The organism is Mesorhizobium sp. M7A.F.Ca.AU.001.01.1.1 (assembly GCF_004022735.1).
GTDB classification, from domain to species: Bacteria; Pseudomonadota; Alphaproteobacteria; order Rhizobiales; family Rhizobiaceae; genus Mesorhizobium; species Mesorhizobium ciceri.
The window spans coordinates 1-14,307 of the sequence record NZ_RZPF01000063.1 but is presented as its reverse complement, the minus strand read 5'-3'; the positions used below and the strand labels follow the sequence as shown (position 1 = coordinate 14,307).

Genomic DNA, 14,307 nt, shown 5'->3' with positions numbered 1-14,307 from the left:
GCCCTGGAGGACCGCCTTCCCCCACTCCGTCGCAGCTTCGCAGCACCACCTCTCCCCCCCTCCGGAGGGAGAGGAAAGGAGCCAAGGTCGGCGAGCTCGCGCTTTTCCTCTCCCCCGTCGATCGGGGGAGAGGTGGCCCGAAGGGCCGGAGTGGGGTCGACCTTTCATCAAGCTCACCCGCTTGACCGGTTCGCCCACACCAACCCGATCAGCCCGACCAGCATGGTGACGACGCCGATATAGAGCCATTGCGACTGGCCGGTCATGAAGCTGCCGCCGACAACGCCGATGCCTTGCAGCGACCACAGCGCGCCGACGGCAAGCACAATCAACGCCAGCAGATTTTTGGTCAGCCTCATTGCCGGATCTCCCTTTTGAAGTCGATTGGTTACAGCATCGGGACCGCGATAAAAGAGCCAAAGGAAGTGGCCCGGCCGCGCCGAGCTCTACTTGGATATTAATGTTCGATCTTGTCAAACGGATGCCCGATAGCAACACAAAGATCATCGTTGATTGATCATCGCGTGCCGGAAAATCCCTGACAGACTGTTACCCAGCGACTCCAAACGTGTGCCATTGCCACGGAACCGCCAGATCACTGCCGCATTTCCCGCCTTATTTGGCACCTAACGGCTGGGGTCTGTCAAAAACGGAGCCATCCCCCAAATATGAAGAACCCAAAACAGACCGCGATTGTCGCGGTAACGATCGCTGCTGGCCTGATGGTCGGCGCTTCTTCGGCGACCGCCGCCGCCCAGTGCGGCCGCGCCTCGTGGTACGCCCTGCACTCCAGAACCGCCTCGGGCGAGCGCATGAACCCGTCGGCGATGACCGCCGCGCATCGCACCTTGCCTTTCGGCACCAAGCTCAGGGTGACCAACAAGAACAACGGCCGCAGCGTCGTCGTGCGCATCAACGATCGCGGTCCGTTCATCAAGGGACGCGTGCTCGACCTGTCGAAGGGCGCGGCCGGCCAGCTCGGCTTCATCGGCTCCGGCCACACTTCCGTGTGCATGGCGCGCGTCTAGAGCTTCCTGTGTCCGGCAAGGGCCGGACACATTACCTACACATTTCGCAGCCGCACACTGAGCCGGCTGGCACCGTTCGGCCCCGATTTCCATGGCCTTGAACCAAAGAAGCATTGGTCACGCAGCGTGACGTATTGCATCGCAGCAATTAGTTGTTAACTTCCCCGCGAGACATTTAGGCTCGGCGCTGCTCGTCGTGCCTTCGGTCGCAGGCAGCAGCGGGGTTTCTCGATGTTCTACCAGCTCTATGAGATGAACCACGCCGCCCTGCAGCCGGCGCGCCTCTATGCCGACGCGGTGCGGATGTTCTACTCCAATCCGCTCAATCCGTTTTCCCACACGCAATGGGGCCGTTCGATCGCGGCGACGGCCGAACTGTTCGAGCGCACCACGCGCCGCTACGGCAAGCCGGCCTTCGGCCTGAGCAAGACCGTGGTCGACTGGAAGAGCGTCGAGGTCGCCGAGAAGACCGTCTGGTCGAAGCCGTTCTGCAATCTCGTGCGCTTCGAGCGCGCTGTCCCCGCCGGGCGCAAGCCCGATCCGAAGCTTCTGATCGTGGCGCCGATGTCGGGCCATTATGCGACGCTGCTGCGCGGCACGGTGGAAGCGATGCTGCCCTATGCCGACGTGCACATCACCGACTGGGTCGATGCCCGCATGGTGCCGCTTGCCGACGGCCAATTCGATCTCGACGACTACATCGACTATGTCATCGACATGCTGCACACGCTCGGGCCGGACACGCATGTGATGGCGGTGTGCCAGCCTTCCGTGCCGGTGCTGGCCGCCGTGGCGCTGATGGAATCCAAGGGCGACCCGTTCGTGCCCTCGACGATGACGTTGATGGGCGGGCCTATCGACACGCGCAGCAACCCGACCGCGGTCAATCTGCTGGCGCAGGAAAAAGGCATCGACTGGTTCCGCGACAATGTCGTGATGCATGCGCCGTGGCCGGTGCCAGGCTTCGGCCGCGAGGTCTATCCAGGCTTCCTGCAGCTGTCCGGCTTCATGAGCATGAACCTCGATCGCCACATCATCGCCCACAAGGACTTCTTCATGCATCTGGTGAAGCATGATGGCGACAATGCCGAGAAGCACCGCGATTTCTACGACGAGTATCTGGCGGTCATGGACCTGACGGCCGAATTCTACCTGCAGACCGTCGACACCGTCTTCGTGCGGCAGGCCTTGCCAAAGGGCGAGATGACGCATCGCGGCACCAGGATCGATCCGTCGGCGATCCGCAACGTCGCGCTGTTCACGGTCGAAGGCGAGAACGACGACATATCAGGCCTTGGCCAGACCAAGGCAGCGCATGATCTTTGCCCCAATATCCCGGCTGAGCGGCACGCCCACTACATGCAGCCGGCGGTCGGCCATTACGGCGTGTTCAACGGTTCTCGCTTCCGCTCCGAAATCGTGCCGCGCATCGTCGACTTCATCACCAGCTACGGCCGCCAGGAGCGTGTCGCGGCGAAGCCGAAGCTGGTCCGCGCCGCCAAGAGATAATGCACGTCGTCCAAAATTGCGGGTTTTGGGACGATGATTTGCATAAAACCAAGCTTAACGGCGACAAGCCATGCGATTGACCGGTAAAAGCCGGCTGGCTGGCTGATTCTGTTGCACAAGTGCCGCTGTCCAGCCCCTCGGGTAACCATGCCGACAATCCGACCGTCGTCGTAATTGACACGGACTGTAAATCCCCCTTAACCTTTCGTTAATAACAAAGGGTGAGCGGGGACAATGATTTCCTCATCGATGGCGCGACGGCTGCGCGTGTATGTGGCGGCCGGGCTGGCAATGACGGCGGGCTGGGTGGCACCGGCCTTGGCGGGTGGAGCGATGGCGACCGGGGGGCTCACCTCGCAGCCGATCGGCCACTATGATTTCTGCAAGCTGCATCCGGGCGAGTGCTCGATCCGCCCGGCCAATCTGGCGCCGGCTCCGATGACCGACGCGCTGATGCGCAAGCTTCTCAATGTCACCGCCAGGGTCAACGCCGCCGTCAAGCCGATGAGCGACATGGACATCTACGGCAAGGACGAGGTCTGGGCCTATCCCGACAAGGGCGTCGGCGATTGCGAGGACTATGTGCTGGAAAAGCGACGCCAGCTTTCGCGCATGAGCATCTCGCTTGCCGATCTTCTGATCACCGTCGTGCGCAAGCCCGACGGCGAGGGCCACGCCGTGCTGACGGTGCGCACCGACGAGGGCGACTATGTGCTCGACAATCTGACCGACAAGGTCAAGCCATGGGACGCGACCGGCTACCGCTTCCTCAAGCGGCAGGCGATCGACAACACCGGCCGCTGGGTCTCGATCCGCGGTGGCCAGCAAGTTCTGGTCGGCGCGGTTCAGTAGGCACCGGCAACGGCGGCTTCCCTAGGGGCGGCATCCAACGCTTCGTCATCACAGGGCTGAGCAGGAGCGAAGCTCCGTCGCGAAGACCCCGGGATCCATGCCGTGATGCCGATGAAGAACGCTGCGGCGCAGGAACAGGCGCCTGCAATCGTCATACCGTCATCACCAGATCTTTTGCCCCGTCGCGACGCTCGCAACTCGCGGCATGGATCCTCGGGTCTGCGCGTCCGCTCCGCCCGTGGATGACGAAATCGATGGGCCCTCCGCCAGAATTCGCATTTCTCCGTGAACCATTTCGCTCCGGCCAGCGACACACAGCCGTGAACCGAAACCAACCATGGAGACTTCAGATGACTGCTTTTCTGCGAAACACCCTTCTTGCCGCTATCGCGGTGTCGAGCATGGCCGGATCCGCCATGGCCGATCAGACCACCAGCTGTGCCAAAGCCAACCTCAACGACCTCTGGGCCGGCCGCTGTTGCGGTGATGCCGGGGCGTCGGACTGCCTGGGCGGCGGAAACAATGGCCACGACCACGGCGATCATGGCCGGGGTGGAAATGGCGGCACCGCCGGCAAGAAATGATCTCACCACTTTGCCCGCCGGCGGGCAGTGTCCTCGTGAGGCAGGCGAACTTGTACCGGCGCGGACCGTCAGGCTACGGCCGCTGGTTCAACGCCCCGCGGATCGATGCGGTGATGCGGCGAAGCTCGGTTTCGTCGAGTTTCTCGATGTTTTCCGCCAGCAGATTGGCGAGCTCGGTGGCGGCGGGGGAAAGACCCGACGTGTCGAGTTTTACACGCGGGTGCGAGGCCTCGGCCAGCCGCGCCAGTTCCTCGGCATCGTCCCAGATGATGTTGAAATAGCCGATGATCTTCTGGATCAGCGTCCAGGTCGGGGCGCCTCGCCTGCCATGTTCGAGCGCCGACAGATAGGCGGCGCTGACGCCGATCGCCGCCGCCATGTCCTTCTGGCGGACACCACGTTCGCTTCTCAGCGTCCGCAGCTTCTCGCCGAACGGGGTCATGCGCCCATCCTCATGAACGGACCCGCCGCAGGCGGATATAGAGCGCACCCGAACCGCCGTGATTGCGGGCGGCATGGTCGTGGCTGGAGACGAGCGGCCGGAAGGCAGGCGTCGACAGCCAGGCCGGCACGGCGCGCCGCAACACGCCATCGCCGCCGGAGGACGAGCCCTTGCCGGTGATGACCAGGACATAGCGGACGCCGCCGGCATGCGCCCGGTGCAGAAACGAGAACAGCAGCGAGTAGGCCTCGTCCTGCGTCATGCCGTGCAGATCGACGCGGCCCTCGATCGGCAGCCGGCCCTTCGACAATTTGTCCAGCGTCGGTTCGTCGAGGCGGTGCGTGACATGCTGCGCCTTCGGCTTCGCGGTCCCTGCGACATTGGCGACGGGCTGGGCGGGCTGCGACTGGCTTGGCTTGGCCTCGGCAGGAATTTCGGGGATGTCCACGGCAAATTTCCCCTTCAGCGGCTTGGCCGTGCGCGCCACCAGGTTCCACAGAACCCGGTCGTCCTCGCTGAGCTTGTCCGGGCGCCGGGTCATCGGACCGCACCCGCAATGAGCGCGCGCGGCACCAGCGCATAAAAATCCGCGGCATTGCGGACCACGCCGGCGATCTCGCCCGCGGCATCGCCCGAACCGGCGAACAGGTCGCCCCGCGCCGGCCCGGTGATGGCGGAGCCAGTGTCCTGCGCGATCATCAGGCGGCGGAATGGTTTTGCGTCGAAGGCGGCGAGCGTCGGCGCGTCGATGTAAAAGGGCGTGCCGAATGTGTGCAGCAGGCGGTCGACGGCGATCGAGCGGCCCGGCGTCAGCGGCACCTTGGCGGCGGCGATCGGACCAAGGGCAACGTCCTCGACATCGGCCGGGCGGAAGAAAATGTAGGAGCGGTTCTGCCACAGGATCTCGTCGACGCGGTCCGGATGCGCCTTGAACCAGGCGCGGATCGATTGCATCGTCACTTCCGCCAGCGGGATCTCGCCAATCTCGCTCAGGACCTTGCCTGGTCCGGTGAAGCGCTGGCCGGATTTGGCGGCATAGGTGACGCGGGCAAGCCGGCCGTCGGTCATGGCGAGGCGTGCGGCACCTTGCACGTGAATGAAGAAGGCATCGACCTTGTCGGCCAACCAGGCGATTTCCAGGCCCTTGCCATCAAGCGCGCCGCGCTCGATCTCGCCACGGTCATGATATTCGACCGGCCCGTTCGGCGTCTGGCGCGCGAAAGCGAGATAGGGGTCCAGGCCCGGCGGCCGGTTTGCGTCATCGATATCGACGAGATCGGCCGGGCGCGACAGCAGCGGCACCGAAAACCGGTCCGTGCGCACCGGTGACGTCTCGACCTGCGGTTCATAGAAACCGGTGACGAGCCCATTTTCGGCAGGGATAAGCGCCGGGACAAAATGGCGCTCGAAGAAGGCGCGAGCTTCGCCGCGGGTCAAAACCGGCGACCGATTCGCCGGCGAAACGGTCCGGGCCTCGGCGTAGACATCCGCAAAGGCGTCGAAGTCGACGCCGAGCGCGCCGCTGCGATAGGGTTTGGTCAGGACATGGAAGGCCGAGCGCCGAAAGGCGGCGAAGGCGGCCGAATGGTCGTCATCGCCCCAGCCGGGCAGATCGCCGAAGGCTTTCTCGACAAAAAGAGGCGATAGCGACACCGGAGCCTCGCCGCGTATTCCCTAGTCTTCTTCCTCGGTGGCGACGAGCTTCCAGTTCGGATCGCGCGAGCGCGTGTCACGGGCGAAGGTCCAGACATCCTTGACCTCGGCCACGGTTTCCGGGTCGCCGTCGATGACGGCACCGGCCTTGTCGCGGGTCGCCGAAATCAGCTCGCTGATGATGCGCAGCGTGACATGCGCCTCGCCGCCCTTCATCTCGGCCGAGACGATATCGGCCTTGTCGATGCCGACGAAGGAGGACTGGATCTTTTCCGCCTTGGCCTCGCGCTCGCCGATGGCGGCGACAAAACCGTCATAGACCTCGCGCGACAACAGGTTCTTCAGCGTTTTGCGATCGCCGTCGGCATAGGCCATGACGATCATCTCGTAAGCCATCTTGGCGCCGTCGACGAAACCCTTCGGCTCGAAGGACGGATCATTGTCCTTGATCGTGCGCAGGCCCTTGTTGAGGTCGGTATCGGGCTTGGCGAAAGCGTCGATCGCGGCATAGGCGTCGGGAGCCGGCTCGCCTGGCGGACGCTTGCGCGGCAGCGAGACGACGTTTTCGGATTTCTGGGCGGCATCCTTGTCGCTGGTGCGAGCCGCCGAATAGGGATCGAAGGGCGGCCGTTCGCTGCCGGTGCGGCGGCCCAGCACATTGCGCAGCTGGAAAAAGATGACCACCGCCGCAATCAGGAAGAAAATCGTGCCGAAGTCGAAGAATCCCATATCTTCCGCCAATCAATCCCTGCCCTGTGGCCGGACCGTCAGGCCCAACGGCCGCGGTCGCATAGCGTTCAACATTCAAAGCATATAGAGCGCAAGGCGCAATCATTCAAATCAAAGGCAGGCATACCTATCTAACAGCCTCAGTGCCAGCGGCGATTGCCAGCTGGCGGCCAAAACAATCAAAACGGTCATGACGATCGAAAAAGGTTGGCAAGACTTGCGCATTTCGCTGCTTCCCTTCTTTCTCCTTGCACTGCCGCTGCTGGAAATTGCCGGTTTCGTCATCGTCGGCCGCGAGGTCGGCGCGCTGGCGACGGTAGGCCTCGTGCTGGCCTCGAGCATCGCCGGCGTGCTTTTGCTCCGATACCAGGGTTTTGGTGTCATGGCCCGCATCCGCAACGAGATGGCCGCCGGCCAGAACCCCAGCCGCCACCTTGCGCACGGCGCCATGATCGTGGTTGCGGCGATCCTCCTGATCATCCCCGGCTTCATCACCGACATTATCGGCCTGCTGCTGTTTCTGCCGCCGTTGCGCGACTTTGCCTGGAGCCGGTTCAAGGGCCGCATTGTCGTCGCCACCGATTTCTCGACCGGCGGTTTTCGTGGCCGCCAGCGCGACAGGGTCATCGACCTCGAAGACGGCGACTATTCGCGCGAGGACGATCTGAAGCGCGGCCCGGATCACAACTCGCCGTGGCGTCGCCTGAAGGACGATTAGCGCGCCGTCCCATCTCCATGCCGCAGCCGGGAAGCAAGGCGGCAAACCTTGTCTTGTCATCCCCGCCATGGTAGCGAACGCCCGATTTCAATTCGGTCAGCGACGCTGCCCAGGCAAGAGGACAAGGCTTATGGCCAGCAAAGATGACGCGCCGGTCGGCGCAGCCAACGGAAACGGCAATGCGGCGCAGCCGTCGCTCAACGTTCTGGCGCAATATGTGAAGGACCTGTCCTTCGAAAGCCCCGGCGCGCCGAATTCGCTGCGCGGCCGCGACAAGGCGCCGGGCATCGCCATCAATGTCAACGTCAACGCCAACCCGCTCTCCGACAAGCAGTTCGACGTCAATCTGACGCTCAACGCCAAGGCGTCCTTCGACCAGGAAGTGCTGTTCAATGTCGAGCTGGTCTATGGCGGCGTGTTCGCCATCGCAGGCTTTCCGCAGGAACACATGCTGCCGATCCTGTTCATCGAATGCCCGCGTCTTTTGTTCCCGTTCGCCCGCCAGATCATCGCCGAGGCAACCCGCAATGGCGGCTTCCCGCCGCTGATGCTCGACCCGATCGACTTCGCGCAGATGTTCCAGCAGAAGCTGGCGGAGGACCAGGCGTCGTCGAAGGTCCAGGTGAGCTGAGGGCTGCCTGCCACGGATTGTGAAAAGCCCGGCCTTGCGCCGGGTTTTTTTGTTTTGGGCGGGACGATTGAGGCGCCGGCAGGGCAGAGGGGGGCGCCAAGGATCGCCAACGGGACGATTTTAGTTCCCGTGAACCTTCAGCCACAGCGCCTTTTCACCCAATGTCCCGACCATGCCGGCGTGCGCGGCACGTTCGGCTTCTGTCACGCGCGGCGGCAGTGGCGCCGGGCGCGGGGCGACGACGATTTCGATCTGGCGGACATTCTCGCCCTGGGCCGGCGCGGTGGCGCTGTCGAGGATGAGGGCCGCCTGCTTGCCGCCGATCAGCTCGATATAGACCTCGGCCAGCAATTCGGAATCGAGCAGGGCGCCGTGCTTGGTGCGCTTGGTGTTGTCGATGCCGTAGCGCCGGCAGAGCGCATCGAGCGAATTAGGACCCATCGGGTGCTTGCGGCGCGCCAGCGCCAGCGTGTCGACGACGACGCCGTTGTCGATGACAGGGTGACCCAGCCGGCCGAATTCGACGTTGAGGAAGCCGACATCGAAAGTGGCGTTGTGGGCGACCAGCTTGGCGCCGTCGGTAAAGTCCAGCCACTCCTGCACAATCTCGGCAAAGGTCGGCTTGCCCGCGAGGTCCGCCGCGCTGATGCCGTGCACCGCCTGTGCCTCGACATGGATCGCTCGGCCTTGCGGGTTGATGTAGTGGTGGAAGGTCCTGCCGGTCGGGAAACGGTTGACCAGTTCGACGCCGCCCAGCTCGATCACGCGGTCGTCGCGCGAATCGAGGCCGGTGGTTTCCGTGTCGAAGATGATCTCACGCATCGAATCAGTCGCTCCAAAGGAGCAGAATCGTGAGAGCGGAACAAAATGGCAATGAGAAACTATGATGGCCAGGGCAATCGCACAGGTTTGCGCCGCCCCTCATCGCCCTGCACCTTTCCTCTCCCCCGTCGATCGGGGGAGAGGTGTCGAGCGAAGCCGGCAGGCAGATAAGCGGCTCTCACATCGACAGCTGGCGGTCGAGCGGTGGGCTCAACCACCTGGCTTGCCAACCCCTATCAGCTGGCTGATGATTGCAGCGACCTCCGCCCGCGCGGCGTCCATCCCCTGGCCGGTGTCGACGATGAAATCGGCCTGACGGCGTTTTTCCGCGTCCGGCACCTGCTTGGCCAGGATCGACGCCAGCTTTTCCTCCGTCATGCCCGGCCGCGCCAGCACGCGTTCGCGCTGGGTCTCGGCCGGGGCGGTGACGACGACGACCTTGTCGACGCGGTTGCGGCCGCCGGTTTCGAAGAGCAGGGGGATGTCGAGGACGGCGATCGGCGCGCCTGATCCACGATGCCTGGCCAGAAAGGCATCGGCATCGGCGCGCACCAGCGGGTGGATGATGGTTTCCAGCCGCTTCAGCGCCGCGGCATCGCCGAGCACGCGCGCGCCAAGTTTGGCACGATCGACCATGCCGGCGGATGTGGTGCCGGGAAAGGCGGCCTCGACCAGGGGTGCTGCCTTGCCGGCATAGAGGCGATGCACCGTCTCGTCGGAATCGTGGACCGGCACGCCGGCGTCAGTGAACATCCTGGCTGTGGTCGACTTGCCCATGCCGATCGAGCCGGTGAGGCCGAGCACGATCATGGCTTCGGCACCAGATCGGCGACGATCAGGGCCCGAAGTTCGGCCGTCACCCGCGGCCTGATGCCGAACCAGCGCTCGAAGCCAGGCACGGCCTGATGCAGAAGCATGCCGAGACCGTCGACCGTCTTCAGATTTCGCGCTCGGGCGGCCGCAAGCAGCGGCGTCTCCAGTGGCACATAGACGATGTCGGTGACGATGGCATGGTCGGGCAGCCGGGCGGGATCCGCCGACAGGCCTTCATTGCCATGCATGCCGAGCGCGGTGGTGTTGACCAGCAGGCCGGCATCGCCGAGCAGTTCGTTGGTCGCCGCCATGCCATGCGCCGAGACACCGGTGCCGAAACGATCGCGCAATTCCTGCGCTCGGGCCAGAGTGCGGTTGACGATGCGAATGTCGGCAACGCTGCGCTCCTTCAGCGCATGGATGACGGCGCGCGACGCGCCGCCGGCGCCGAGCACCACCGCCGGACCCTTGCTTGCCCAGCCCGGTGCATGATCGTCGAGGTTGGCGGCAAAGCCGTGACCGTCAGTGTTGCCGCCCCACAGGATGCCGTCCTCGAACCACAGCGTGTTGACGGCGCCGATTTCTTGCGCCGCCTGGTCGCGGCGTTCGGCCAATGCGAAGGCCGCTTCCTTGTGCGGGATGGTGATGTTGCCACCGCGGTAATTGTTTGCCTGCAATGTTTCCACGAACACGGCAAAGTCTTGCGGCGCGACATCGATGGCCTGGTAGCTTCCGTCGATGCCATGTTTGGCCAGCCAGTGACCATGGATCTTCGGCGAGCGCGAATGCTTGACCGGATGGCCCGACACGAAGGCTTTTTTCGACGCCTCAGCCATCGATCGCCCCCAGGTCTCGCAGTTCGGCCAGCAGCGGCAACAGCGGCAGGCCGACAATGGTGAAATGATCGCCCTCGATTTTCTCGAACAATTGAATGCCTTCGCCTTCGATCTGATAGGCGCCGACGCTTCCCAGCGCCTTGGCACCGACACGGGCGAGATGGCGCCCGATAAAGGCGGGATCGAGCTTGCGCATGGTCATCGAGGCGATGCCGACATGCCGCCACAGAACCTTGCCGTCGCGAACCAGCACGGCGGCGCTGTTCAACTGATGGGTCTTGCCCGACAGCGCCAGCAAATGACGGCGGGCACCCTCCATGTCAGCCGACTTGTGGAACACCTCGTCGCCGAGCGACAGCGTCTGGTCGCAGCCCAGCACCAGGGCGCCCGGCCTGCGCTCGCTGACTTCGGTCGCCTTAGCCTCGGCCAGCACCAGGGCGACGTCCTCGGGCGAGACGCCGCTATCCTGCAAAGGCGACTCGAGCGCGCGCTCGTCGACATCGGCCGGCACCGCCTCGACATCGACGCCGGCATTGACCAGCATCGCCTTGCGGAACGGACTGCCGGAAGCAAGGATGAGTTTTTCGATCATGCTGATTCACCCATGTTGGCGCTCCGTCACGCACCCCTCATCCGACCGAGCTTCGCTCGGCCACCTTCTCCCACAAGGGGAGAAGGGAAGTCCCGCGCGTACGCCGCTGCAAATCGCCAACTGGCGGTATCTTGCGGAGACGACGGTGCCACGTTCTTCCTTCTCCCCTTGTGGGAGAAGGTGGCCTCGCGAAGCGAGGTCGGATGAGGGGTGCTGGTGCTCACTTATCTTACCTGCCCTATCTATTCTTCCCCCGCAGGGCAACGATGGCCGCCGCCGTTTCCTCGATCGAGCGGCGGCTGACGTCGATCATCGGCCAGCCATGGCGCGTGCAGATCTTGCGGGCGTAGGCGAGTTCTTCGCTGATCGCCGCGCGGTCGACATAGTCTGATGCCTCATACGAGCTGCTGTTGCCGAGGATGCGGTTTTGCCGGACGTGCGAGATGCGCTCGGCGGTGGCGATCAGCCCGACGATGAGCGGCTTGCTGGCGGCAACCAGGCTTTCCGGCACCGGCACACCGAGCACGATCGGGATGTTGGCGGTCTTGATGCCGCGGTTGGCGAGATAGATGCTGGTCGGCGTCTTCGACGTGCGAGAAATGCCGATCAGCACGACATCGGCATCGTCCATGTTGAGCGGCAGCTGGCCGTCATCATGGTCCATGGTGAAATTGAGCGCGTCGATGCGGCGGAAATATTCGGCGTCGAGAACATGCTGGGCGCCGACGCGGCGGCCGGCGGGGGTGCCGAGATAGGACTGGAACACGGTCAGCACCGGCTCCAGCACCGACACACAGGGCAGGCCCATGGCCGCGCAGCGCTCGTCGATGCCGCGCGCCAGCTTCTGGTCCACGACCGTATAGAGGATGATGCCCGGCTCTTCCTCTATATCCTCGAACACCTTCGCCACCTGCTTTTCGGTGCGGATGAGCGGATAGATATGCTCGATGGCGCGCGCATCCTTGTATTGTGCCGAAGCCGCCCGGCCGGCGGCGAGCAGCGTTTCGCCGGTCGCGTCGGAAATCAGGTGCAGGTGGAAGAAGCTCTGGGGTTTGTTCACAGGGGGTCACCTGGGGCTGTGGGCTTCTGTGGATAAAGCGGGATGAAAAGAGGGGGCGGTCGGAGGCGACTGTATCAGATGGCAGTTTGTCCACAATTCGATGCGCTGTCAGCTTCGTCGGGCGACTGGGGACAAGTTTGGGGACGGCTTTTTTCGCCTACAGTCCGTCCACAGGACCTGCCTTTCACCGCTCTGCCTAACGCTTTGACTCGATTGATCGATTCCGACCTATCCCCAGAACCCTACATCTGGGAAAAAGAAGCACGCGACAATATGTTGGCTGGTGTTTTCCGGGGCAAAGCGGGACAGGTGGCAATCACCAGAACCAACAGACTCTTAGAATCAGAAGAATCTTAGATATAAGAATCTTTGATTATAGAAGAGGCCGGAAGAAGCGAGCGCTCGATGCCCCAGAACCGGATCATGCTGGATGTCCTGAAGGGCAAGGCTCATTTTCCGCCTCCGCTCTGGATGATGCGTCAGGCAGGGCGTTATCTGCCGGAGTATCGGGAGACACGCAGGCGAGCAGGCTCGTTCCTCGATCTCTGCTATGATCCAGACCTTGCCGTCGAAGTGACCTTGCAACCGATCGAGCGCTTCGGCTTCGATGCTTCGATCCTGTTTTCCGATATCCTTGTCGTTCCGCATGCGCTTGGCCGTGACGTCCGTTTCGAAGAGGGCAGAGGGCCGCTGCTGACGCCGATCACCGCGCCGCAGATTCTGGCTCTGGAAGGCAAGGTGTTTCACGTGAATCTCGAACCGGTCTACGAGACGGTTCGCCGGTTGCGGGCCAAATTGCCCGACGAGACAACCCTGATCGGCTTCTGCGGCGCGCCGTGGACGGTGGCGACCTACATGATTGCCGGCCATGGCACGCCCGACCAGGCGCCGGCGCGGCTTTTTGCCTATCGCGAGCCGGTGGCCTTTCAACGATTGCTGAAGGTGCTTGCCGAACATTCGGCCGCCTATCTCATCCGCCAGATCGAGGCGGGCGCGGATGTGGTGCAGATTTTCGATTCCTGGTCCGGCGTGCTGGACGATGAAACTTTCGATTTGTTCTGCGTTCAGCCGATGGCCGAGATCGTTGGCCGGGTGCGGGCGGTTTATCCCGATGTCCCGATCATCGGTTTTCCCAAGGGCGCCGGTTCGCGCTACCGGACCTATCGACAGAAGACCGGCGTGACGGCGCTGGGGATCGACTGGACGGTGCCCCTGATCGCGGCGAAGGAATTGCAGCGCTCGGGTGCGGTTCAGGGCAATCTCGATCCCTTGCGGCTCGTCGCTGGCGGCAAGGCGCTGTCGGATGGCGTCGAGGCGATCCTGAGAGCGCTGGGAGACGGGCCGCTGATCTTCAACCTCGGTCACGGCATCACGCCGGAGACGCCGATCGCCCATGTCGAGGCGATGGTGAAACAGGTGCGGAGCGCGACACGCTGATGGCTCAGATGAACAACACGAACAGCACCGGCCAGGCGATGATGCGCATGATATCAGGTATCGCCGTGCTGATCGTTTTCACCGCGCTTTTGTATTTCGCGGCACCCGACAGTTTTTACCCCTGGGCCAAGGCGATCCATATCCTCGCCGTCATCTCGTGGATGGCGGGCATGCTCTATCTGCCGCGGCTGCTGGTCTACCACACCGATGCCGAGAAGGGCTCGGTGCAGTCGGAAACCTTCAAGGTGATGGAGCGGCGCCTGCTGCGCGGCATCATCAACCCGGCGATGATCGTCACCTGGGTGTTCGGCCTGTGGCTCGCCTGGAAGGGTTTCGGTTTCCAGGGCGGCTGGCTGCACGCCAAGATCGGAGCGGTGCTTTTGCTGTCCGCCGTTCATGGCTATCTGGCCGGCGCGGTGCGCAAATTCGCCGAGGACCGTAATGAAAAACCGGCCAGGCACTGGCGGATGGTCAACGAGATCCCCACATTGCTGATGATCGCAATCGTCATCCTGGTGGTGGTCAAGCCGTTCTGATGCATGTCGCTCAAAAACGGCCAGGAGACTGCGACAGGCATTGATGCGTTTAGGCCTTCATAGGC

The 14,307-nt window shown here is 63.3% G+C and carries 18 protein-coding genes; 8 read left to right on the top strand and 10 right to left on the bottom strand.

The window, feature by feature from the left end; all coding sequences use genetic code 11:
- Positions 1–173: 173 nt before the first annotated feature.
- Positions 174–359, bottom strand: a complete 186-nt coding sequence (locus EN884_RS38550) for a hypothetical protein (protein WP_024502222.1) — start codon at positions 357–359, stop codon at positions 174–176.
- A 309-nt stretch (positions 360–668) separates the two neighbouring features.
- On the opposite strand from EN884_RS38550, the gene EN884_RS06435 reads away from it, so the two are divergent.
- The 4 genes from EN884_RS06435 to EN884_RS06415 all read left to right on the top strand — a co-directional run bounded on the left by EN884_RS06435 (position 669) and on the right by EN884_RS06415 (position 3,973).
- Positions 669–1,028 carry a septal ring lytic transglycosylase RlpA family protein gene (locus tag EN884_RS06435; protein ID WP_013528714.1) on the top strand — a complete coding sequence of 120 codons (360 nt, stop codon included), beginning with the start codon at positions 669–671 and terminating at the stop codon, positions 1,026–1,028.
- A 231-nt stretch (positions 1,029–1,259) separates the two neighbouring features.
- On the top strand, positions 1,260–2,537 hold the full coding sequence (locus EN884_RS06430) for a polyhydroxyalkanoate depolymerase (protein WP_063169608.1): 1,278 nt from the start codon (positions 1,260–1,262) through the stop codon (positions 2,535–2,537).
- 234 nt (positions 2,538–2,771) lie between these two features.
- Positions 2,772–3,389 (top strand): transglutaminase-like cysteine peptidase, encoded by a 618-nt coding sequence (locus EN884_RS06420; protein ID WP_013528717.1) that lies wholly within the window; start codon positions 2,772–2,774, stop codon positions 3,387–3,389.
- A gap of 416 nt (positions 3,390–3,805) precedes the next feature.
- Entirely contained in the window at positions 3,806–3,973 is a 168-nt protein-coding gene (locus EN884_RS06415; protein ID WP_245441843.1) for a hypothetical protein, read from the top strand.
- 73 nt (positions 3,974–4,046) lie between these two features.
- On the opposite strand, the gene EN884_RS06410 is transcribed toward EN884_RS06415, so the two are convergent.
- Genes EN884_RS06410 through EN884_RS06395 form a run of 4 tightly spaced genes read right to left on the bottom strand, consistent with a single transcriptional unit; the run spans position 4,047 to position 6,797 of the window.
- Positions 4,047–4,415 (bottom strand): helix-turn-helix transcriptional regulator, encoded by a 369-nt coding sequence (locus tag EN884_RS06410; protein ID WP_063169606.1) that lies wholly within the window; start codon positions 4,413–4,415, stop codon positions 4,047–4,049.
- Positions 4,416–4,425: 10 nt separating this feature from the next.
- Complete coding sequence (locus EN884_RS06405; RefSeq protein ID WP_024502221.1) at positions 4,426–4,956, bottom strand: Smr/MutS family protein; 531 nt, start codon at positions 4,954–4,956, stop codon at positions 4,426–4,428.
- A complete protein-coding gene (locus tag EN884_RS06400) occupies positions 4,953–6,068 on the bottom strand; it encodes a murein transglycosylase A (protein WP_063169605.1) in 1,116 nt (371 codons plus the stop codon). The genes EN884_RS06405 and EN884_RS06400 overlap by 4 nt, the downstream gene beginning before the upstream one ends.
- Positions 6,069–6,089: 21 nt before the next feature.
- Positions 6,090–6,797, bottom strand: coding sequence for a Tim44/TimA family putative adaptor protein (locus tag EN884_RS06395; RefSeq protein WP_027161247.1), 708 nt, complete (start codon positions 6,795–6,797; stop codon positions 6,090–6,092).
- Between the two features lie 217 nt (positions 6,798–7,014).
- Between EN884_RS06395 and EN884_RS06390 the strand changes: the two genes are divergently transcribed.
- Both EN884_RS06390 and secB read left to right on the top strand, forming a co-directional pair.
- Complete coding sequence (locus EN884_RS06390) at positions 7,015–7,515, top strand: FxsA family protein (protein ID WP_082826715.1); 501 nt, start codon at positions 7,015–7,017, stop codon at positions 7,513–7,515.
- 130 nt (positions 7,516–7,645) lie between these two features.
- Entirely contained in the window at positions 7,646–8,146 is a 501-nt protein-coding gene (gene secB / locus EN884_RS06385) for a protein-export chaperone SecB (RefSeq protein ID WP_013528724.1), read from the top strand.
- A gap of 120 nt (positions 8,147–8,266) precedes the next feature.
- Here secB and dnaQ read toward each other — a convergent pair whose 3' ends face one another.
- The 5 genes from dnaQ to EN884_RS06360 form a co-directional block, all read right to left on the bottom strand.
- Entirely contained in the window at positions 8,267–8,968 is a 702-nt protein-coding gene (dnaQ, locus tag EN884_RS06380; protein ID WP_063169604.1) for a DNA polymerase III subunit epsilon, read from the bottom strand.
- Positions 8,969–9,178: 210 nt separating this feature from the next.
- Positions 9,179–9,778 carry a dephospho-CoA kinase gene (gene coaE / locus EN884_RS06375; protein WP_063169603.1) on the bottom strand — a complete coding sequence of 200 codons (600 nt, stop codon included), beginning with the start codon at positions 9,776–9,778 and terminating at the stop codon, positions 9,179–9,181.
- Positions 9,775–10,617, bottom strand: a complete 843-nt coding sequence (locus EN884_RS06370) for a shikimate dehydrogenase (RefSeq protein ID WP_063169602.1) — start codon at positions 10,615–10,617, stop codon at positions 9,775–9,777. The genes coaE and EN884_RS06370 overlap by 4 nt, the downstream gene beginning before the upstream one ends.
- Positions 10,610–11,209, bottom strand: coding sequence for a Maf-like protein (locus EN884_RS06365; protein WP_063169601.1), 600 nt, complete (start codon positions 11,207–11,209; stop codon positions 10,610–10,612). Before EN884_RS06365 ends, EN884_RS06370 begins: the two co-directional genes overlap by 8 nt.
- A gap of 238 nt (positions 11,210–11,447) precedes the next feature.
- Complete coding sequence (locus EN884_RS06360) at positions 11,448–12,269, bottom strand: pyruvate, water dikinase regulatory protein (RefSeq protein WP_013528729.1); 822 nt, start codon at positions 12,267–12,269, stop codon at positions 11,448–11,450.
- 405 nt (positions 12,270–12,674) lie between these two features.
- On the opposite strand from EN884_RS06360, the gene hemE reads away from it, so the two are divergent.
- Together hemE and hemJ are read left to right on the top strand one after the other, a co-directional pair.
- Entirely contained in the window at positions 12,675–13,706 is a 1,032-nt protein-coding gene (gene hemE / locus EN884_RS06355) for a uroporphyrinogen decarboxylase (RefSeq protein ID WP_024504092.1), read from the top strand.
- The gene (gene hemJ, locus EN884_RS06350; RefSeq protein ID WP_024504091.1) at positions 13,706–14,242 is read left to right on the top strand and encodes a protoporphyrinogen oxidase HemJ; all 537 of its coding nucleotides are present in this window, start codon (positions 13,706–13,708) and stop codon (positions 14,240–14,242) included. The genes hemE and hemJ overlap by 1 nt, the downstream gene beginning before the upstream one ends.
- Positions 14,243–14,307: the final 65 nt, after the last annotated feature.

Bases quoted from the DNA above. Each gene is read 5' to 3' on its own strand.
- EN884_RS38550 (WP_024502222.1), bottom strand. From the start codon at position 359: ATGAGGCTGACCAAAAATCTGCTGGCGTTGATTGTGCTTGCCGTCGGC.
- EN884_RS06435 (WP_013528714.1), top strand. From the start codon at position 669: ATGAAGAACCCAAAACAGACCGCGATTGTCGCGGTAACGATCGCTGCT.
- EN884_RS06430 (WP_063169608.1), top strand. From the start codon at position 1,260: ATGTTCTACCAGCTCTATGAGATGAACCACGCCGCCCTGCAGCCGGCG.
- EN884_RS06420 (WP_013528717.1), top strand. From the start codon at position 2,772: ATGATTTCCTCATCGATGGCGCGACGGCTGCGCGTGTATGTGGCGGCC.
- EN884_RS06415 (WP_245441843.1), top strand. From the start codon at position 3,806: ATGGCCGATCAGACCACCAGCTGTGCCAAAGCCAACCTCAACGACCTC.
- EN884_RS06410 (WP_063169606.1), bottom strand. From the start codon at position 4,415: ATGACCCCGTTCGGCGAGAAGCTGCGGACGCTGAGAAGCGAACGTGGT.
- EN884_RS06405 (WP_024502221.1), bottom strand. From the start codon at position 4,956: ATGACCCGGCGCCCGGACAAGCTCAGCGAGGACGACCGGGTTCTGTGG.
- EN884_RS06395 (WP_027161247.1), bottom strand. From the start codon at position 6,797: ATGGGATTCTTCGACTTCGGCACGATTTTCTTCCTGATTGCGGCGGTG.
- secB (WP_013528724.1), top strand. From the start codon at position 7,646: ATGGCCAGCAAAGATGACGCGCCGGTCGGCGCAGCCAACGGAAACGGC.
- dnaQ (WP_063169604.1), bottom strand. From the start codon at position 8,968: ATGCGTGAGATCATCTTCGACACGGAAACCACCGGCCTCGATTCGCGC.
- coaE (WP_063169603.1), bottom strand. From the start codon at position 9,778: ATGATCGTGCTCGGCCTCACCGGCTCGATCGGCATGGGCAAGTCGACC.
- EN884_RS06370 (WP_063169602.1), bottom strand. From the start codon at position 10,617: ATGGCTGAGGCGTCGAAAAAAGCCTTCGTGTCGGGCCATCCGGTCAAG.
- EN884_RS06365 (WP_063169601.1), bottom strand. From the start codon at position 11,209: ATGATCGAAAAACTCATCCTTGCTTCCGGCAGTCCGTTCCGCAAGGCG.
- hemE (WP_024504092.1), top strand. From the start codon at position 12,675: ATGCCCCAGAACCGGATCATGCTGGATGTCCTGAAGGGCAAGGCTCAT.
- hemJ (WP_024504091.1), top strand. From the start codon at position 13,706: ATGGCTCAGATGAACAACACGAACAGCACCGGCCAGGCGATGATGCGC.